The sequence below is a fragment of the Bradyrhizobium sp. S3.2.6 genome, from assembly GCF_040546885.1.
In the GTDB taxonomy this organism is placed as follows: domain Bacteria; phylum Pseudomonadota; class Alphaproteobacteria; order Rhizobiales; family Xanthobacteraceae; genus Bradyrhizobium; species Bradyrhizobium cytisi.
The window spans coordinates 260,062-279,694 of the sequence record NZ_JBEPOS010000004.1 but is presented as its reverse complement, the minus strand read 5'-3'; the positions used below and the strand labels follow the sequence as shown (position 1 = coordinate 279,694).

The 19,633-nt window shown below is 63.3% G+C and carries 13 protein-coding genes, 1 tRNA gene and 3 pseudogenes; 3 read left to right on the top strand and 14 right to left on the bottom strand.

Translation table 11 applies throughout. The features are described 5' to 3' along the window. Window positions 1-6 precede the first annotated feature (6 nt). The 5 genes from lon to ABID58_RS11675 form a co-directional block, all read right to left on the bottom strand. On the bottom strand, window positions 7-2,430 hold the full coding sequence (lon, locus tag ABID58_RS11695; protein ID WP_354032729.1) for an endopeptidase La: 2,424 nt from the start codon (window positions 2,428-2,430) through the stop codon (window positions 7-9). A 324-nt stretch (window positions 2,431-2,754) separates the two neighbouring features. Next, entirely contained in the window at window positions 2,755-4,026 is a 1,272-nt protein-coding gene (gene clpX, locus ABID58_RS11690) for an ATP-dependent Clp protease ATP-binding subunit ClpX (RefSeq protein ID WP_354032728.1), read from the bottom strand. A 479-nt stretch (window positions 4,027-4,505) separates the two neighbouring features. Then, window positions 4,506-5,138 carry an ATP-dependent Clp protease proteolytic subunit gene (locus ABID58_RS11685; RefSeq protein WP_148753604.1) on the bottom strand — a complete coding sequence of 211 codons (633 nt, stop codon included), beginning with the start codon at window positions 5,136-5,138 and terminating at the stop codon, window positions 4,506-4,508. A 278-nt stretch (window positions 5,139-5,416) separates the two neighbouring features. Next, window positions 5,417-6,775 (bottom strand): trigger factor, encoded by a 1,359-nt coding sequence (gene tig / locus ABID58_RS11680; protein WP_354032727.1) that lies wholly within the window; start codon window positions 6,773-6,775, stop codon window positions 5,417-5,419. Between the two features lie 179 nt (window positions 6,776-6,954). Next, window positions 6,955-7,039: transfer RNA gene (locus ABID58_RS11675), tRNA-Leu, on the bottom strand. A 154-nt stretch (window positions 7,040-7,193) separates the two neighbouring features. Between ABID58_RS11675 and ABID58_RS11670 the strand changes: the two are divergent. Next, window positions 7,194-8,356: pseudogene (locus ABID58_RS11670) on the top strand (multicopper oxidase domain-containing protein). A 10-nt stretch (window positions 8,357-8,366) separates the two neighbouring features. Here the strand turns inward: ABID58_RS11670 and ABID58_RS11665 are convergent. The 3 genes and pseudogenes from ABID58_RS11665 to ABID58_RS11655 form a co-directional block, all read right to left on the bottom strand. Next, window positions 8,367-8,653, bottom strand: a pseudogene (locus ABID58_RS11665) (addiction module antidote protein). 7 nt (window positions 8,654-8,660) lie between these two features. Further along, a pseudogene (locus ABID58_RS11660) lies at window positions 8,661-9,109 on the bottom strand (GNAT family N-acetyltransferase). Further along, window positions 9,109-10,608 carry an NAD(P)H-hydrate dehydratase gene (locus ABID58_RS11655; protein ID WP_354032726.1) on the bottom strand — a complete coding sequence of 500 codons (1,500 nt, stop codon included), beginning with the start codon at window positions 10,606-10,608 and terminating at the stop codon, window positions 9,109-9,111. The pseudogene ABID58_RS11660 and the gene ABID58_RS11655 overlap by 1 nt, the downstream one beginning before the upstream one ends. A 378-nt stretch (window positions 10,609-10,986) precedes the next feature. Here ABID58_RS11655 and ABID58_RS11650 point away from each other — a divergent pair, with 378 nt between their 5' ends. Together ABID58_RS11650 and glnA are read left to right on the top strand one after the other, a co-directional pair. Further along, complete coding sequence (locus tag ABID58_RS11650; RefSeq protein ID WP_007603495.1) at window positions 10,987-11,325, top strand: P-II family nitrogen regulator; 339 nt, start codon at window positions 10,987-10,989, stop codon at window positions 11,323-11,325. A 150-nt stretch (window positions 11,326-11,475) separates the two neighbouring features. Continuing rightward, the gene (gene glnA, locus ABID58_RS11645; protein WP_148753599.1) at window positions 11,476-12,885 is read left to right on the top strand and encodes a type I glutamate--ammonia ligase; all 1,410 of its coding nucleotides are present in this window, start codon (window positions 11,476-11,478) and stop codon (window positions 12,883-12,885) included. Window positions 12,886-12,965: 80 nt separating this feature from the next. Here the strand turns inward: glnA and ABID58_RS11640 are convergent, their stop codons facing one another. The 6 genes from ABID58_RS11640 to ABID58_RS11615 all read right to left on the bottom strand — a co-directional run bounded on the left by ABID58_RS11640 (window position 12,966) and on the right by ABID58_RS11615 (window position 19,509). Continuing rightward, entirely contained in the window at window positions 12,966-13,727 is a 762-nt protein-coding gene (locus tag ABID58_RS11640; protein ID WP_148753598.1) for a slipin family protein, read from the bottom strand. Next, window positions 13,717-15,105, bottom strand: coding sequence for an NfeD family protein (locus tag ABID58_RS11635; protein WP_354032725.1), 1,389 nt, complete (start codon window positions 15,103-15,105; stop codon window positions 13,717-13,719). Before ABID58_RS11635 ends, ABID58_RS11640 begins: the two co-directional genes overlap by 11 nt. A 149-nt stretch (window positions 15,106-15,254) precedes the next feature. Next, window positions 15,255-16,349 (bottom strand): dihydrolipoamide acetyltransferase family protein, encoded by a 1,095-nt coding sequence (locus ABID58_RS11630; protein WP_354032724.1) that lies wholly within the window; start codon window positions 16,347-16,349, stop codon window positions 15,255-15,257. 50 nt (window positions 16,350-16,399) lie between these two features. After that, window positions 16,400-17,380: an alpha-ketoacid dehydrogenase subunit beta gene (locus tag ABID58_RS11625; protein WP_354032723.1), complete on the bottom strand. Its 981-nt coding sequence runs from the start codon at window positions 17,378-17,380 to the stop codon at window positions 16,400-16,402. Further along, window positions 17,373-18,470, bottom strand: coding sequence for a pyruvate dehydrogenase (acetyl-transferring) E1 component subunit alpha (gene pdhA / locus ABID58_RS11620; protein ID WP_246230107.1), 1,098 nt, complete (start codon window positions 18,468-18,470; stop codon window positions 17,373-17,375). Before pdhA ends, ABID58_RS11625 begins: the two co-directional genes overlap by 8 nt. Before the next feature lie 265 nt (window positions 18,471-18,735). Further along, window positions 18,736-19,509 carry a gamma-glutamyl-gamma-aminobutyrate hydrolase family protein gene (locus ABID58_RS11615; protein ID WP_187435127.1) on the bottom strand — a complete coding sequence of 258 codons (774 nt, stop codon included), beginning with the start codon at window positions 19,507-19,509 and terminating at the stop codon, window positions 18,736-18,738. Window positions 19,510-19,633: the final 124 nt, after the last annotated feature.

Here is a 19,633-nt window from a genome sequence, read left to right as displayed (position 1 = left end):
CTGATCTCAGTGAGCGGTCAGGCCGCCGGCGGCCTCATCGCCGTCGGGCTTCACCGTCACCTTGGTGTCCTCTTCCCAGACGATCGGCATCGGCTTCTTCACCAGCGCCTTGGCGACGACGTCGTCCAGACGCGAGACCGGGATGATCTCCATGCCGCCCTTGATCGCATCGGAAATCTCCGTGAGATCCTTGGCGTTGTCCTCGGGGATCAGCACCGTCTTGATGCCGCCGCGGGCAGCGGCGAGCAGCTTCTCCTTCAGACCGCCGATCGGCAGCACGCGGCCGCGCAGCGTGATCTCGCCGGTCATCGCGACATCGTGGCGGACCGGAATGCCGGTCATGACCGAGATGATCGCGGTCGCCATCGCCACGCCCGCCGACGGACCGTCCTTCGGCGTCGCGCCTTCCGGCACGTGCACGTGGATGTCGCGCCGGTCGAACAGCGGCGGCTCGATGCCGTAAACGATCGCGCGAGAGCGGACGTAGGACGCCGCCGCCGAGATCGATTCCTTCATGACGTCGCGCAGATTGCCCGTGACCGTCATCTTGCCCTTGCCGGGCATCATGACGCCTTCGATGGTCAAGAGCTCGCCGCCGACATCGGTCCAGGCAAGGCCGGTGACGATACCGACCTGCGGCTCGCTCTCGATCTCGCCGAAGCGGTATTTCGGCACACCCAGAAGCTCTTCGAGAGTCTTCTCGGTGACCTTGACCGACTTCTTCTTGGAGATCATCAGCTCCTTCACCGCCTTGCGGGCGAGTGTGGAGAGCTCACGCTCCAGGTTACGCACGCCCGCTTCGCGGGTGTAGCGGCGGATCAGAAGCAGCAGCGCCTCGTCGTCGATCGAGAACTCCTTGGAGTCCAGGCCGTGCTTGGACACCGCGGTCGGGATCAGGTGCTTGCGCGCGATCTCGACCTTCTCGTTCTCGGTGTAGCCGGCGATCCGGATGATCTCCATGCGGTCCATCAGCGGGCCCGGAATATTGAGCGTATTCGCGGTCGTGATGAACATGACGTTCGACAGATCGTAGTCGACCTCCAGATAGTGATCGGCAAACGTCCCGTTCTGCTCGGGGTCGAGGACCTCGAGCAGCGCCGAGGACGGATCGCCGCGGAAATCGGCGCCCATCTTGTCGATCTCGTCCAGCAGGAACAGCGGATTGGACGACTTCGCCTTCCGCATCGACTGGATGATCTTGCCGGGCATCGAGCCGATATAGGTGCGGCGGTGACCGCGGATCTCGGCCTCGTCGCGCACGCCGCCGAGCGAGACGCGCACGAACTCGCGCCCTGTCGCCTTCGCGATCGACTTGCCGAGCGAAGTCTTGCCGACGCCGGGAGGTCCGACGAGGCACAGGATCGGGCCCGTCAACTTGTTGGCGCGCGACTGCACCGCGAGATACTCGACGATACGGTCCTTGACCTTCTCGAGCCCGTAGTGATCGGCGTCCAGAACCGTCTGCGCGGCTTCCAGATCCTTCTTCACCTTGGACTTCTTGTTCCACGGGATCGACAGCAGCCAATCCAGATAGTTGCGCACGACGGTCGCTTCCGCGGACATCGGCGACATCTGGCGCAGCTTCTTCAACTCATGCTGCGCCTTCTCGCGCGCTTCCTTGGAGAGCTTGGTCTTGGAGATCTTCTCTTCGAGGTCGGCGAGCTCGTCACGACCGTCATCGTCGCCGAGCTCCTTCTGGATCGCCTTCATCTGCTCGTTGAGATAATACTCGCGCTGGGTCTTCTCCATCTGGCGCTTGACGCGCGAGCGGATGCGCTTCTCGACCTGCAGCACCGAGATCTCGCTCTCCATCAGGCCCAGCACCTTCTCCAGGCGCGTGGTGACGGACAGCGTCTCCAGGATGCCCTGGCGATCCGCGATCTTGACCGCGAGATGCGAGGCAACTGTGTCGGCGAGCTTGGCGAAATCGGTGATCGCCTGCACGACGCCGACGACCTCGGCCGAGATCTTCTTGTTGAGCTTCACATAGCTCTCGAAGTCGGACACGACCGAGCGCGAGAGAGCTTCGGCTTCGACCGACTTCGCGTCGGTGTCGGCGAGCGCAATTGCGGTGGCCTCATAATAATCGGCGCGATCGGTGTACTTCTGCACGCGCGCACGCTCGAGCCCTTCGACCAGCACCTTCACGGTGCCGTCGGGAAGCTTCAAGAGCTGCAGCACGCTTGCAAGCGTACCGGTCTCGTAAATGGCATCGGGCGCCGGATCATCGTCGGACGCGTTCTTCTGCGTCGCGAGCATGATCAGCGCGTCATTCTTCATCACCTCTTCGAGCGCGCGGATCGACTTCTCGCGACCGACGAAGAGCGGAACGATCATGTGCGGGAAGACCACGATATCGCGCAGCGGCAACACGGGATAAGCGTGCGTCTCGCCATGGACGATGGTTGGCCGGGGTTTTGGATTAGTCATGGCCTTTTCCTTTTGCTTTGCCCCCTCGCACGCAGCCCGCTTCTCTCATGCGCAACCGCCACAAGGTGCCGAGGTGATCCACAAACCGGTCTACCATTTGAAGGTTGGACCGGGCTTGCCGGATCGGAACTGAGGCGAATCTTGAACAGAATTTTCGCTCGCCGCCGACATAAGGTGGCTATCGACCGGGGGGGTGTCAAGTCATCGAAAAACGCGCGCCATCAGGCGCTTACGCACGCAGGTAAGCGACGCAATTCCGGCTGCGGAGTACATTTCCGCAGCCGCTACCATGAAAGACGTTTGGAGCGTTCCAGCGCCGCAAAATCAGGCGCTGGCGTTCTCGACGGCGCGATCGGACCGATCGGCGTAGATGTAGAGCGGACGCGCCGTTCCTTCCACGACTTCGCGGGAAATCACGACTTCTTCCACACCTTCCAGGCCCGGCAGGTCGAACATGGTCTCGAGCAGGATCGCTTCGAGGATCGAGCGCAGACCACGCGCGCCGGTCTTGCGCTCGATCGCCCTGCGGGCAACCGCGCCAAGCGCCTCGTCGGCGAAGGTCAGCTCGATATTCTCCATCTCGAACAGCCGCTGGTACTGCTTCACCAGCGCGTTCTTCGGCTCGGTCAGGATCTTCTTCAGCGAAACCTCGTCCAGATCCTCCAGCGTCGCGACGACCGGCAGACGGCCGACGAACTCGGGGATCAGGCCATACTTCAGGAGATCCTCAGGTTCGACGTGACGGAATATCTCGCCGGTCCGGCGGTCTTCCGGCGCCATCACCTGGGCAGCGAAACCGATCGAAGTCGACCGTCCCCGCGCCGAGATGATCTTCTCGAGGCCGGCGAACGCACCGCCGCAGATGAACAGGATGTTGGTGGTATCCACCTGCAGGAATTCCTGCTGGGGATGCTTGCGGCCGCCCTGCGGCGGAACCGAAGCGACCGTGCCTTCCATGATCTTCAACAGCGCCTGCTGCACGCCCTCACCCGACACATCGCGCGTGATCGAGGGATTGTCAGACTTGCGGCTGATCTTGTCGATTTCGTCGATGTAGACGATGCCGCGCTGGGCGCGCTCGACATTGTAGTCGGCAGCCTGGAGCAGCTTCAGGATGATGTTCTCGACGTCCTCACCGACATAGCCGGCTTCGGTCAACGTGGTCGCGTCCGCCATCGTGAACGGCACGTCGAGGATGCGGGCGAGCGTCTGCGCGAGCAGCGTCTTGCCCGAACCGGTCGGACCGATCAGCAGGATGTTCGACTTCGCGAGCTCGACGTCGTTGTGCTTGGTCTGGTGGTTGAGGCGCTTGTAGTGGTTGTGCACCGCGACCGACAGGACCTTCTTCGCATGGCTCTGGCCGATGACGTAATCGTCCAGGACCTTGCAGATTTCCTTCGGCGTCGGAATGCCGTCGCGCGACTTGACCAGCGAGGACTTGTTCTCCTCGCGGATGATGTCCATGCAGAGCTCGACGCACTCGTCGCAAATGAAGACCGTGGGACCCGCGATCAGTTTGCGGACTTCGTGCTGGCTCTTGCCGCAGAACGAGCAATATAGCGTGTTCTTGGAGTCGCTCGTGCCGACCTTACTCATTCATGTCTCCGTCCGCGGTTCGATCCCGTCCGCTCGATCGTCCCATCCCGAAACGTTCGCGGGTAAGGGACTCAAATAGAGCAAATTCCGTACCAAAAAAGACCCTACGCGTTACATACCGTGCGAATCACGGTCAATCGATTCTCCACGATCATAGCCGATCATTCGTAGCCAACCATGCTGTCACCCGACTATCAAGAATTCGCTAATCGAGGGGTCGCCGACAACCCGTGACAATACCGTGATTTCAGGTCTTGGCACGGGCGAAGTGACCGAAATCACCCCGGCGTTGCTGGATTACCACGAAAAACAAGCACGAAAGCGGAACTTTCTGCCTGTCGCAGGGCGCAGAACTGCGTTTTTTGCGCCCTCGCGAAGTGCGCCGTTAACGTGAACGTTGCCCTGACGATCCCCGGGGAATCCCCCCCAAGGAATCCGCAAGAGGAATACCAGGGATCGATATTGCCGCCTCGCTCGCGTTACTGAGGCTTCGCCGCCGGTTCCTCGGCGCGCTTGTCAATCACCCTGTCGACCAGCCCGAACTCCTTGGCATCAGTCGCCGTCAGGAACTTGTCGCGCTCCAGCGCGTCCTCGATCGACTTGTAGGTCTGGCCGGTGTGCTTCACGTAGATCTCGTTGAGCCGCTTCTTCAGATTCAGGATCTCCTGAGCATGCAGCATGATGTCGGTGGCCTGGCCCTGGAAGCCGCCGGAAGGCTGATGCACCATGATGCGCGCGTTCGGCAGCGAGAAGCGCATGTCCTTCTCGCCAGCGGCGAGCAGCAGCGAGCCCATCGAGGCGGCCTGCCCCGTGCACAGCGTCGAGACCGGTGGGCGGATGAACTGCATGGTGTCGTAGATCGCGAGGCCCGACGTCACCACGCCGCCCGGCGAGTTGATGTACATCGAGATTTCCTTCTTCGGATTTTCCGCCTCAAGGAACAGCAACTGCGCGACGACCAGCGTCGACATGCCGTCCTCGACCGGCCCGGTCAGGAAGATGATGCGCTCCTTCAGAAGGCGCGAGAAAATGTCATAGGCGCGCTCGCCACGGTTGGTCTGCTCGACCACCATGGGCACGAGGTTCATGTAGGTTTCAACCGGATCGCGCATGAGTCACCTAGGTTTTCGGAGGACGTCGCCACTTTTGCCGGAAGGCCGATGGACGTCCCGTGATGCAGGAAGTTGGTAGAAGAACGCTTGCAAGTGGAACGCGTAGATACAGGCTCCACCGACAGATATAGCCCAATTCGCGCCAGACAAGTACGGAACGAGTTAAGGCTTAATCCACCGGGCACTTGAAGCTGATTCTCGCAAAAAGGCCCAGCCGGCCATCTGGCTAGCTGGGCCGGTTCGCTGATCATCCTTAATAGAAGACTGTCTCAAAGCCTTCAGGCTGCAGTCTTTTCCTCGTCGTCCTTGTACAGGTCCTCGCGCGAGACCTTCTTCTCGGTCACGTTGGCGAGCTCGAGGATGAAGTCGACGACCTTGTCCTCGTAGATCGGTGCACGAAGCTGGGCCAGCGCCTGGGCATTGCTGCGGTAATAGTCCCAGACTTCCTTCTCGCGGCCGGGCATCGAGCGGGCACGCTCGATCACGGCGCGGCCGACCTCGTCGTCGGTCACGGTGATCTTGTTTTTCTCGCCGATCTCGGAGAGCACGAGGCCGAGACGCACGCGGCGGTCGGCGATCTTGCGGTACTCTTCCTTCGCCTTGTCCTCAGTGGTGTCCTCGTCGGCAAAGGTCTTGCCGGCGGAATCCATCTCGGCCTTGACCGAGTTCCACATCAGGTTGAACTCCTCGTCGACGAGCGAGGGCGGCGCCTCGAAGCGATGCGCCTCGTCGAGACGGTCGAGCAGCGCGCGCTTGACGCGCTGGCGCGTCGCACCGGCGTATTCGGCAACCAGCCGCTCGCGCGCGGCTTCCTTGAGCTTGTCCAGCGATTCGAGGCCAAGCGTCTTGGCGAACTCGTCGTCGATAGTGAGATCCTGCGGCGCCTCGATCAGCGTCACGGTGGTCTCGAACTCGGCCGGCTGGCCGGCGAGCTTCTCGCTCATGTAGTTCTTGGGGAACGACACTTTCAGCGTGCGCGTCTCGTTCGCGCCGATGCCGATGAGCTGCTCCTCGAAGCCCGGGATGAAGGTGTTGGAGCCGATCACGACCTGGATGCCTTCGCCGGCGCCGCCCTCGAAGGCTTCGCCGTTGATGGTGCCCTTGAAGCTGATGGTGACACGGTCGCCGGATTCAGCCTTCGCGCCCTCACCCTTGGCGGCATAGCCGCGGTTGGTGTCGGCGATGCGCTTGATCGCCTCGTCGACGTCCGAATCGGAGACGTCGGCGACGGGCTTCTCGACCTGGAAGGACTTGAAATCGGCGAGCGCGATGGCGGGCACCACTTCGATCGCGACCGTGTAGGTCAGGTCGGACTTGCCCAAGAGCAGTTCCTCGACCTCGGCCTTCTCGGTCGGCATGGTGATCTTCGGCTCCGTCGCGAGCTTGAAGCCGCGCTCGGAGAACAGCTGGGTGTTGGTGTCGCGGATGGTCTGGTCGATGGTCTCGGCCATCACCGAGCGGCCATAGACCTTCTTCAGGTGGCCAACCGGCACCTTGCCGGGACGGAAGCCGTTGAGGCGCACCTTGTCCTTGAGGTCGACGAGCTTGGCGCCAGCCTTGGCGTCGAGGTCAGAGGCGGGAACGCTGATCTTGAACTCGTGCTTCAAGCCTTCCGAGATGGTTTCTGTGACCTGCATGGCGTCCAATCTTCTTCTCGTTCGGTCCCGGCACGCTCGCGCGTCGGAACGCTGTCATTAATCGATCCGGCGCGAGGCAAACGCCTCAACGCCGGTGGTTCATCGAGCCCGGCTCCAGGCGGAAAAACGTCCGCGCGGAGCGAGGCCCCTCAGTAATCCGTGCAAACGCTGAAAGCGCTTGGTGCGGGCGGAGGGACTCGAACCCCCACAACTTTCGTCACTGGAACCTAAATCCAGCGCGTCTACCAGTTCCGCCACGCCCGCGTGAATTTGCATCAAGACCGGCCGCGATGCCGCGGGCGGCGGGCTTATAGCATGCGCCCGCCTGTTCGCAGCAAAAAAATGGCTTGATCGAGACACCCTTCAAGTAAGCACGATGGCTGGACTTATCCAGCGCGGCGTGGTCCGGATCGCGCCTATGAAACCGCGGATTTTCGCCCCATCCAGACGCGAGGTCCTGGCCGGCCTTGGGGCCTCCGCCGCGGGCTTGCTCGGCGGTGGCGCAGCGCCTGTTACCACCACCCAGCTTGCGCTCCAGGCCCGCCCTGCGACCCTCGCTCTAAGGCCGGATCGGCCCCCTGCACCGATCTGGGAACTGGCCGCCGTAAGCCATCTCGGCAATGTCCATCTCAGGCGCGGCGACCGCTGCGAGGTGACCTTCCGCAATACCCTGCCGGTACCGCTTGCGCCGGTCTGGTACGGCCTCAATGGCGCGGCGCTGGCTGATCCCTTGCGGGGGCGCGCGCCCACCGCCCCGGACGCAACCGAAATATCAATTGTTTCAATACCAAACGCCGGGACCCTGGTAGCCGACTTTCGCCTTTTTGAAGACCGCCTGAAGCAACCTGCGCGCCCGCTTCCGGTAATTGCCGAGGAGACCAGCCGCATCGCCGTCGATCGCGACGAGGTTCTGCTGATCGAGGAATGGCGCGTGAGGCAGGACGGCACCGCACTGCCGCCGGGCCAGGATCCCAAAGACACGATACCGCTCTACACACTCAACGGGCTAACTTCATTCGAACTCTCAGCCTCCGCCGGCGAGCGGCTGCGGCTGCGCTTCATCAACGGCTCGCAACGTTCTGTTCTGGCAATCAAATTGGAAAGCCATGAGGTCCAGGTGATGGCGCTGGACGGACAGCCGGCGGAGCCGTTCCCGGCCCGCAACGGCGCCTTGGTGCTGGCCCCCGGAGCCCGCGCCGATGCCTTTGTGGATGCGACCTGAGGGGCGCCCTGCGGTTCGATGTCGCGCCCGGCTCACCCGGCGCCGGCTGGACCCGGACAGCCAATTTCTCCACCACCTCCGCCCCCGCATTCACCGCCAAGGCCGGCCGGACCGTCGTGCTGGCGGTGAAGAACCCCGCCCCCATCACCACCATCTTCCATTTGCACGGCCATCATTTTCGCCTGCTCGACCGGCTCGACGATGGCTGGAAGCCATACTGGCTCGACACGCTCGCCATCGAGCCCGGCCAGACCCAGCGCATCGCCTTCGCCGCGACTTCGCCGGGACGATGGCTGATCGAGTCCGTGGTGACCGATTGGGCCGCGCCACGGCTGGTGCGGTGGTACGGGGTGGAGTGAGGCTCGCGGGCTAAGCGTGCGGCTTGGCCATGAGTTCGATACCGAGCGCCTTCATAACGGCTATCGTGGCTTTAAACGTCGGATTGCCGTTGGCGCTGAACGAGCGATAGAGCTGTTCGCGAGAAAGACCTGTCTCCTTGGCGATCTGCGTCATCCCCTTCGCACGGGCCACGACCCAAGCGCATGCGCGATATAGGCGGCATCTTCGGTCTTGAACGCCTCTTCCATGAACACGGCGATGCCCTCGTCGGATTGAAGGTCCTCGGCCGGATCGTAATTCGTCAGCTTCTCGCCCAACAATTAACTACGGATCAAGTGGCCCGCATCGCCAAACGTACCGGACGTCCGGCTCCTTCTCCTCGTTCCGCGTTCCGTCGGTCTCCTCGGCCAGCCTGAACCCGCGCGCTTCATAGAAGCGCCGGCCCGGTGCGTTGCGCTGGAAGGTCCAGAGCTCGAGCCGCTCGCTGGCGGCTTTGGCGATGTCGAGCAGTGCCGTGCCGAAGCCGCGGCCCTCACGCCGGGACGAACGTAGAGCTGCTCGATCCAGCCGTCACGAAACGCGATGATTCCGCCCAGCTCATCGCCGTCGAAGCGTCCCCAGACGCGGCAGGTCGGAAAGACACGCTCGCGGTAGAACCAGCGGTCCTCTTCCGGCGTGTGCAGCCCAGTGAGCCACGGCATCGCCTGGTCGAACGCGATCCGGTGGACCTGCGCCGCCGCGCCCATGTCGGCGAGCGCGAGCGGCCGGAGCATCAGTACTCGATCCCGAGGGCGTTGTAGATCCGCCGGTGCACGGCCGGCAGCGTCTCGGTGAGATCTTCTGCGATCAGCCCGGGCCCCGCTTCGCTCGCGGCCTCGCCGTGCATCCAGACGCCGATGCTGGCGGCCTCGAACGCCGGCACGCCCTGCGCCAGCAGCCCTGCGATGATGCCGGCGAGCACGTCGCCGGCGCCGGCGGTGGCGAGCCATGGCGGGGCGTTGGCGGCGATGGTGGCGCGGCCGTCAGGCGCGGCGATCGTGGTGTCAGGGCCCTTCAAGAGCACGACAGCGCCGGAGCGTTCGGCAGCGGCGCGGACGCGCTCGAGCTTCGAGCGGCCCGGAGTCTTGTTGCTGAGGTCGGAGAACAGCCGCGGAAACTCGCCCTCGTGCGGCGTCAGGACCACCTGGGCCTCTGGCGAAGACTTGATCGTTTCAAACAGTCGCTCGGGATTGGCGGCAAAGCTCGTCAGCGCATCCGCGTCGAGCACGACATGGCGCTGTGCCGAGATGGCGGTATGAACGATATCGCAGGTTTGCTCACCGACGCCGGCGCCGGGACCGATCATGCAGGTGTTGTAGCGCTTGTCGCCGAGCAACTCACCGAACTCGACCACGGTGTCGACGGGGCGAACCATCACGGCGGTCAGCGCGGCTGCATTGATCGCCAGCGCATCGCGCGGGGTCGCGAGCGTCACGAGGCCGGCGCCCGCACGCAACGCGCCGCGGGCGGCGAGCCGCGCAGCACCGGTCGCGGCCGCATCGCCGGAGATCGCCAGCACATGACCGCGTGCGTATTTATGGCCGTCGATGCGCGGCACCGGAAAGGCGGTGCCCCAGAAATCCGGATCGTTCTCAAAGGTCTGCGGCGCGATCTCGTCGAGCACCTGCGCGTCGATGCCGATGTCGGCGACGCGCACGCGGCCGCAATGCATGCGACCCGGCAGCAGCAAATGCGCGGGCTTCTTGCGAAAGAAGGTGACGGTCTCGGTGGCGTTCACCGCCACGCCCAGCACGGCCGCGCTGGTGCCGTTGATGCCGCTTGGGAGATCGACCGCCAGCACCGGCGCGCCATTGGCATTGATCGCCTCGATCATCGCCCGCGCCTCGCCGTCGACGGGACGGCTCAAACCCGCACCGAACAGCGCGTCGATGATCAGCGCCGGCTTTCCAATCGCCTGCGGATTGAACGGCAGCACCGGGTGCTTCCAGCCGCGCGCGGCGGAGGCTGCGTCGCCCTGGAGCTGATCCCGCTCGCACATCAGGATGACCGAGACCTCGCGCCCTTGCGCGGCGAGCTCGGCGGCTGCGACAAAACCGTCACCGCCATTGTTGCCGGGGCCAGCCACGATCAGGATCGGCCCCGCCTCCACCAGTGCTCTGGCGGCGCTAGCGACCGCCTGGCCCGCGCTCAGCATCAGCTTGAAGCCGGGCGTGCCGGCCGTGATGCTGAGTTGATCAGCCCGCTGCATTTCGGCGGTGGTTAGAACTTCCATGCCACTTCCCTGGTCCAAACGCCTTTTCAACAGGCACGTTCCGTGCCGATCCAGACAACGGGACAACGAACTGCATAGATATTGAACCGTTTGCCTATTTCGTAGTCTGCGGTATTTTGAGCGGTCGGCTCCACCTATCAGAGATGCTCGTTAAAAGGCTGATAACGCTCCAATAATCAGGGCATTTGCAACTTGGCATAGACCCTGCTTTCGAGGAAGCCGCTTCGGTTCGTCGTGCTCACTGCAATATCTGGGTGTGGCCGGCCGTTGTTGCCGGGCTGGTCAGGTCCCGGCATAGCGAAGACAAGATCGTGCGTGAGATAAAGCGCATCCTGACGAAGACGTTGCTATTTGATCGACCAGGCCGGGAGGCGCGCAGTGAAGAAAATCGAAGCCATCATCAAGCCGTTCAAGCTCGACGAGGTGAAGGAAGCGCTTCAGGAAGTCGGCCTGCAAGGCATCACCGTGACCGAAGCCAAGGGCTTTGGCCGGCAGAAGGGCCATGCCGAGCTCTACCGGGGCGCAGAATACATCGTCGACTTCCTGCCCAAGGTGAAGATCGAGATCGTGATCGGCGACGACCTGGTCGAGCGCGCGATCGACGCGATCCGCCGCGCCGCGCAAACCGGGCGCATCGGCGACGGCAAGATTTTCGTCTCCAATATCGAGGAGGCGATCCGCATCCGAACCGGCGAATCCGGGCTGGACGCTATCTGAGCCGGGTGCTATCCCGAATCTTGCGACACTCTGAAAGAAAAAAGGCTGCTTCGGCGGCCTGATTTCGTTTGTGCGGTTGCGCCAACTCGCCGAAAGCGAGAACGAATCTGCTCACCTGGAAACCGACCCGCAGAGCCAAAAGGGGTATGCATGAAGACCGCCAAAGACGTCCTGAAATCGATCAAGGACAACGACGTCAAGTACGTCGACCTGCGCTTCACCGATCCGCGCGGCAAGTGGCAGCACGTGACGTTCGACGTCAGCATGATCGATGAGGACATTTTCGCCGAAGGAACGATGTTCGACGGCTCCTCGATCGCCGGCTGGAAGGCGATCAACGAGTCCGACATGTGCCTGATGCCCGATCCGGTGACCGCGACGATCGATCCGTTCTTCGCCGAGACCACCATGGTCATCACCTGCGACGTGCTCGAGCCGACCACCGGCGAGCCCTACAACCGCGACCCCCGCGGCATCGCCAAGAAGGCCGAAGCCATGGTGAAGTCGATGGGCGTGGGCGACACCGTCTTCGTCGGCCCCGAGGCCGAGTTCTTCGTGTTCGACGACGTGCGCTTCTCCTCCGGTCCCTACAACACCGGTTTCAGGCTTGACTCCTCGGAGCTGCCGACCAACACCGACACCGAATATGAGGGCGGCAATCTCGGCCACCGTATCCGCACCAAGAGCGGCTACTTCCCCGTCCCGCCGCAGGACTCCGTGCAGGACATGCGCTCCGAGATGCTCGGCGCCATGGCCAAGATGGGCGTCAAGGTCGAGAAGCATCACCACGAGGTCGCATCAGCCCAGCACGAGCTCGGCATGAAGTTCGACACGCTGACGCTGATGGCCGACCATCTGCAGATCTACAAATACTGCATCCACCAGGTCGCGCACATCTACGGCAAGACCGCCACCTTCATGCCGAAGCCGGTCTTTGGCGACAATGGCTCGGGCATGCACGTGCACCAGTCGATCTGGAAGGACGGCAAGCCGGTGTTCGCCGGCAACAAGTATGCCGACCTGTCGGAGACCTGCCTCCACTACATCGGCGGCATCATCAAGCACGCCAAGGCGATCAACGCCTTCACCAACCCGTCGACCAACTCCTACAAGCGTCTGGTCCCGGGCTATGAGGCGCCGGTGCTGCTCGCCTACTCCGCGCGCAATCGCTCGGCCTCCTGCCGCATCCCCTACACCGCTTCGCCGAAGGCCAAGCGCGTCGAGGTGCGCTTTCCCGATCCGCTCGCCAATCCCTATCTCGGCTTCGCGGCGATGCTGATGGCCGGCCTCGACGGCATCAAGAACAAGATCGATCCGGGTCCGGCAATGGACAAGGATCTCTACGACCTGCCGAAGGAAGAGCTGAAGCAGATCCCGACGGTGTGCGGCTCGCTCCGCGAGGCGCTGGAAAGCCTCGACAAGGACCGCGGCTTCCTCAAAGCCGGCGGCGTGTTCGACGACGACTTCATCGACAGCTACATCGAGCTGAAAATGACGGAAGTCGAGCGCTTCGAAATGACACCGCACCCGGTCGAGTTCGACATGTACTATTCGGGCTGATCTGGCCCGACTGTATGCGATCAAGCAAAAGGCGCTCCGCGAGGGGCGCCTTTTCGTTTGCGAACGTAGAAACTTGCCAGCTACGGGTTATCCCGTCGCGGAATGAGATGATCGAGCAGGCCTGCCGGCAGCGGGAAGACAATGGTTGAGGACCGCTCGCCGGCGATGTCGTGCAGAGCCGCGAAATAGCGCAGCTGCATTGCCTGCGGCTCCTGCGCGAGGATCCGGCCAGCCTCCACAAGCTTCTCCGCGGCCTGCTGCTCGCCCATCGCGTTGATCACCTTGGCGCGCCGCAACCGTTCAGCCTCGGCCTGCTTGGCGATCGCGCGCACCATGTTTTCGTTGAGATCGACATCCTTGATCTCTATGCCGGTGACCTTGATGCCCCAGATGTCGGTCTGCTTGTCGAGTATCTCCTGGATATCGGCGTTCAACCGGTCGCGCTCGGCGAGCATCTCGTCGAGCTCATGCTTGCCAAGCACCGAACGCAGCGTGGTCTGGGCGAGCTGACTGGTCGCGGCCATGTAGTCGCCGACCTTGATGATGGCGCGCTCGGGGTCGACAATGCGGAAGTAGAGAACGGCATTGACCTTGACCGGGACGTTGTCGCGCGAAATCACGTCCTGGGGCGGCACGACCTGCACCATCACCCTGAGATCGAGCTTGACGAGTTGCTGCACGACCGGAATGAGGATGATCAGCCCCGGCCCCCTCACGCCGGTGAAGCGGCCGAGCGTGAAGATCACGCCGCGCTCGTATTCCCTGAGGATGCGAACGGCCTGGGTGAGAAACATCACAACGATTAGCGCAAGCACTGCATAAATCGAATATTCAATCATCAGATTGGTCTCCCTTGCCGCTCGCAGGGTTCGGACGCCGGACCACCAGCGTCAAGCCGGCGATATTGGCGACCTCGACCCTCTCGCCGGGCTTGAAGCTGTCGGCGCCGCGCGCTTGCCAGCGTTCGCCATGCGTAAAGACGTGTCCCTCGTTCTCGTTCCAGTCGAGGACCTCGGCGGCCAGGCCTCGCATGGCTTGCGCGCCAACCCTTGGCGGGCCACGGCGGGCGCGCCGAAGCGCGCCAAGCACGACCAGAACGAGACCGGTGAGCATCGCCGCGACAACGGCGATGACCGACCATGACAGCCGGTAGCCCGGCGCTTCGACCCTGAGCAGCATGATGGCGCCCAGCACAAAGGCGACGACGCCCCCAAGGCCGATCACGACGGTCGGATTGAACGCTTCGATGGCGAGGAGCGCGATTCCGACCATCATCAAGCCCAGTCCGGCATAATTGATCGGCAGCAGGTTGAGGGCGTAAAGGCCGAGCAGCAGGCAGATGGTCCCGACCACCCCCGGAGCGACTGCACCGGGCGACATGAACTCGAAGATCAAGCCGTAGATGCCGACCATCAGGAGAATGAGCGAGACGTTGGGATCGGTGATGACCGCCAGGAATCGGGATATCCACCCGGGGTCGACGGCTTCGATAACCGCGTTCTGCGTTGCCAGGCGTTGCGTCGCGCCGCCCGCGACCTCGACGACGCGACCATCGATTTGCCTGAGCAGGTCAGCCGGATCGCGCGCGACGAGGTCGATGGCGTGCGCCTGCAACGCGCCGTCGGCGGACAGGGTGGCGGCTTCACGGACCGCCTTCTCGGCCCAATCGGCATTGCGGCCGCGCAGTTCGGCGAGGCTGCGGATAAAGGCAACGGCATCGTTCGTCACCTTCGCCGTCATCGGGTCCTTCGGCTCATCCTTCTTGTCCTTGCTGTCCTTGTCGGGTGCACCGCTCGGCAGACCGGGAAGCGGTCCGCCAATCTGCACCGGCGTCGCGGCACCGATGTTGGTGCCTGGCGCCATCGCCGCGATGTGGGTCGCATAGAGGATATAGGTCCCCGCACTCGCCGCATGGGCGCCGGAGGGAGCGACGTAGCCGACGACGGGAACGGACGAGCCGAGCACATCCGCGATGATCTCGCGCATGCTGGAGTTGAGACCGCCGGGCGTATTCATTGTCAGAAGCACGACCTCGGCGCGCCGTTCGCTCGCCTTGGCCAGTGCCTCCTTCACGTAGCTGGCCGACGCCGGCCCAATGGCTCCATCGATTGTGACGGTGAGTGCAAGACGGCGATTCTCCTCCGCCAGGCCGGGACGGAGACAGGACAGAAAAGCGACGATGCCGATCGTCGCAACGAGGGCCGCCTTCATGGTCTGCACGGCAAGGGCTCCCTTGCCGAAGATATGGCGTCCAGTTCCGGAACCTCAATGCCCGAATTAGGAATAAAGGGAATCATGAGCACCGTTGTGCGATGCGATTGATCTGGGCAACCAAAGGACTTTTGGTGCGAGCGCGTTGCCGACAGCGTTCACGACATCTGCTCAAGATCCGACTTGAGTGCGACCATGAAGCGGGCAGCTTCACCACCGGTCACGACGCGATGATCAAAGGTAAGCGACAGCGGCAGCGTGCGCCTCACAGCAGGCTGCCCCCGGTGCGGGACGACACCCGGCGAAATCCGTCCGGCACCGATGATGGCAGTCTGGGGCGGCACGACGATCAGATTTGCGAACCGGCCGCCGATCATCCCGAAGTTCGATAGGGTGATCGTCGCGCCACGCAGCTCCTCAGGCGGTATCGAGCGCGCGATGGCATCGGCCCGCAGCCGGTCGAGCCCCGTCCGCAAATCCGATACGCTGCGCTCCGCGACATTGCGCAACACAGGAACAATCAGGCCGCCCTCGGTATCCACGGCAATGCCGAGATCGACACGCGCCATGAGACGCCGTTCTCCTGCGCTGGGATTGTACCAGGCATTTAGCGCGGGCTCCGCCGTGCAGGCGGCAGCAATGGCCCGCACCAGACGGATCGTCACGTCCTCGCCCGTCGGCCAATCGTCGATGTCGGCTTCATCGGTCACCGTGGCGGGAACAACTTGCGCATGGGCTGTTGCCATGCGCTGGGCCATGGCACGCCGCGTGCCTCGGAGGGGCTCGGCGCTGCCGGCCTGGGACACAAGCTTCGCGGCCCGCTCGACATCGGCCCGTGTGACGGTGCCGCCAGGTCCCGTGGGCTCCACGCTCTCAAGATCGACGTCGAGCTTGCGCGCGAGTGCCCGCACTGCCGGAAACACCTGCGGTCCGGTCAGGGGCTCGGCAGGCGTTCCTGGAGCGGGCCGACGTTCGCCGCCGCCGAGGTCGCCAACGATGGTGCCGGTGTCCTGTTCGGCGCCCTCGGCAAATTCGACGAGCGGCGCGCCGACCTTGACGATATCGCCCTTGGCGCCAAACACGCGTGCGATGCGCCCGCTCGACGGAGATGGTATCTCAACCACCGCCTTGTCGGTCTCGACGGACACGAGCGGCTGATCAGTGACGACGTGATCGCCCTCGCCGACATACCAGCTCACGATCTCCGCCTCCTCGAGGCCTTCTCCAAGATCCGGCAATGTGAACTGGCGCATGGGCCCAAGTCCGTGAAAATCGGGTCCGTTAAAATCCGGTCCGTTGACATCTAGCTGAACTGGCAGACCTTGCGGGCGGCAGTCATGATGCGTTCGACCGACGGCATGTAATATTGCTCCAGTCGCGCCATCGGAACGATGGTGTCGTAGCCGGTGACGCGGGTCACAGGCGCAAGCAGCGAGGAGAGGCGGCGCTCAGCAATTGTAGCGGCGATCTCGGCGCCAAATCCGCCGGTCCGTGCGGCCTCATGCACGATCACGCAACGGCCGGTCTTGGCGACCGAACCGAGCACGGTGTCTTCGTCGTAGGGCTTGAGTGTGGCGAGATCGATCACCTCCGGGGCGATGCCTTCGGCGGAAAGCGCCTCCGCCGCAGCCATGGTTTCCTTCAGCATGGCCCCCCAGCTGATCAGCGTGAGATCGCGGCCTTCCCTCAAGACAAAGGCGGCATCCAACGGCAAGGCTTCGCCATTGTCCTCCACCTCGCCTTTGGCCGCACGGTACAGGCGCGTCGGCTCGAGAAACACGACGGGATCGGGATCGCGGATAGCGGCGAGCAACAATCCATAGGCACGTTCCGGCGAGGAAGGCATGACGACGCGCAAGCCGGGAATATGGGCGAGCATTGCCTCGGTGCTTTCGGAATGATGCTCGGGCGCGCGGATGCCGGCACCGTGCGGCGTGCGCAGAACCATGGGACAGGTGAGCCGTCCCTGGGTCCGGTTGCGCAATCGGGATGCATGGTTCACGAGCTGATCCAGGCAGGGATAGATGAACCCCATGAACTGGATCTCGCCGACCGGTTTCAGTCCCTGCGCGGCCATGCCGACGCAGAGCCCAGAGATCAAGAGCTCGGCAAGCGGCGTATCGAGGACCCGCTCCGTCCCAAACCGTTTCTGCAAACCTGCGGTGGCGCGGAAGACGCCGCCGTTGACGCCAACATCCTCACCAAGCACGACCACGTCAGGATCATCCTCCATTGCGCGAGCGAGCGCCAAGTTGATGGCTTCGACCAACGTTGCCTCAGGCATCGTGCTCTCCCGCAAGTTCGCGGCGTTGCGCGGCATAGGCTGCAGGCAGATCGGCATAAAGGTGATCGAACATGGTTTCGGGACGGCGCGGCGCTGTCGCCAGATAGCGTTCGGCCGCCGCCTCGACGCGCGCATGGCATTCGGCGGCGAGCTGCTCCTCATCCGCCTTGCTCCACATCTTCTGCGCGACGAGATAAGCCCTCAGCCGCGCAATCGGCTCTTCCTTCCAGTGCGCCTGGACCTCCTCGGCGGGGCGATAGCGCGCAGCGTCATCGGATGTGGTGTGGTCGCCGAGCCGGTACGTGACCGCCTCGATGAACCGGGGTCCATTGCCGTCGCGGGCGGCGGCAATGGCCTCCTCGCTGGCGGCCCGGATCGCCACCACGTCACCGCCGTCGACCTGCTCACCGATAAAGCCTGCGGCGATCGCCTTCTGTGCCAGCGTTTCGCACGCGGTCTGCTGTCGCAACGGTACCGATATGGCCCATTGATTGTTGGCGACGACAAAGACGAGTGGTAATCTGTGCACGCCGGCAAAATTCATCGCCTCATAGACGTCGCCTTTCGAGGTGGCACCATCGCCGAACAAGCACACCGCGACACGCGGTTGCTTGCGCAGCTTGAGGGCGTAGGCGACACCGGCGGCATGCGGCGCCTGGGACCCGACCGGAACACAGAATGGGAAATCGTGAACCGGCCCTGAAAACCGGTTGCCGCGTTCGTCGCCGCCCCAGAACAGGAGGATCTCCTCCAGCTTGACGCCGCGCCAGAGCAGAGCCCCATTGTCGCGATACGACGGCAACAGCACGTCCTCCTTCCGCATCGCACTGGCGATCCCAACCGATACGGCCTCCTGGCCAAGCGAAACGGCGTAAGTCCCAAGCCTGCCTGTGCGCTGCAATGCAACAGCCTTCCGGTCAAACAGCCGCAGCAGTACCATCGACCGGTACAGCTCAGTCAGCAGCTTGGAATCGGAGGCGAAAGAAGGAAGCGGTCGCTGGATCGAGCCATCTGGCGCGAGGTAATTGCGGTGGCGCACCTCGAAGCGCGCGATGACGGGGAGATCCTGGTTTACCCTTCGGCTGGCCACGCTCTCACTCCCGGAGCGATTGTGCCTTCTACAACTCATTCAGGTGGTGTTTGTGCCAGACGATGCAATACCGCCGAAGGACTACTCCGCAGGGCTCGCAATCCTTGCTGCACCGCCGCTTGCGACGATCGATTCGCACCATCACAGGTCGCGTCATTGAGAAGGATCAACGAATCGACGCCACTTTTCTGATAGGGTCTTGGAAGGGTTAGCCCGCGCCACCTTGTGGCACGGCATGAACCATGAGCGGTTGGTCAATCCGAAACTATGTCGTCGCGCGCTGTCGCTCCGCCATCGCTTCGCCAAACGCCTCGAACAGCTTGCGGTTGATGGGATTGCGCTGCGGGTCGTATTCGGCGTGCCATTGCACACCGAGTGCGAAGGTCGAGGCTTCCGCGATCTGGATCGCCTCGATGGTGCCGTCCTCGGCGATGCCTTCGATCAGCACGCGCTTGCCGGGATCGAGGATGCCCTGCCCGTGCAGCGAATTGACCCGGATCTTCTCGCAGCCGAGCAGCGTTGCGAACGCACCGCCCGGCGTGAGGTCGACGTCGTGACGGTCGGCGAACACGACGGTCGGATCGGGATGGATCTCGCCATTCTCGAGCCTGGGCATGCGATGGTTCATGCGGCCCGGGATTTCGCGGATCTCCGGGTGCAGCGAGCCGCCGAAGGCGACGTTCATCTCCTGCAAGCCGCGACAGATGCCGAACAGCGGTATGCCGCGCGCGACGCAGGCGACCGAGAGCGCGAGCGCGACCTCGTCGCGATGGATGTCGTAAGGCTCGTGCTTCTCACAGGGGTCGACGTTGAAGCGGGTCGGGTGCACGTTGGCGCGCGCCCCGGTGAGCACGATGCCGTCGACGGTATCGAGCAGAGCGGCGATATCGGTGATGTCGGGCGAGCCCGCGAACATCACCGGCAAGCCGCCGGAGACCTCGGCCACGGCGCGCAAATTGCGCTCGCCGACCATCTGGACCTGAAATCGATTTTCGACGCGATGGGCGTTCCCGATCACGCCGACGACCGGCTTTCTCATCTCCCGTTCCGACCTCCCCGCCGAAGAAGATTCTCCAAAGATGCCCCTCTGAGGGAACAAATTCAACAGAAGGGATCGCGGGACGGCAATGCTATTTCGCGCAAATGCCCATCAGGTGACGGCC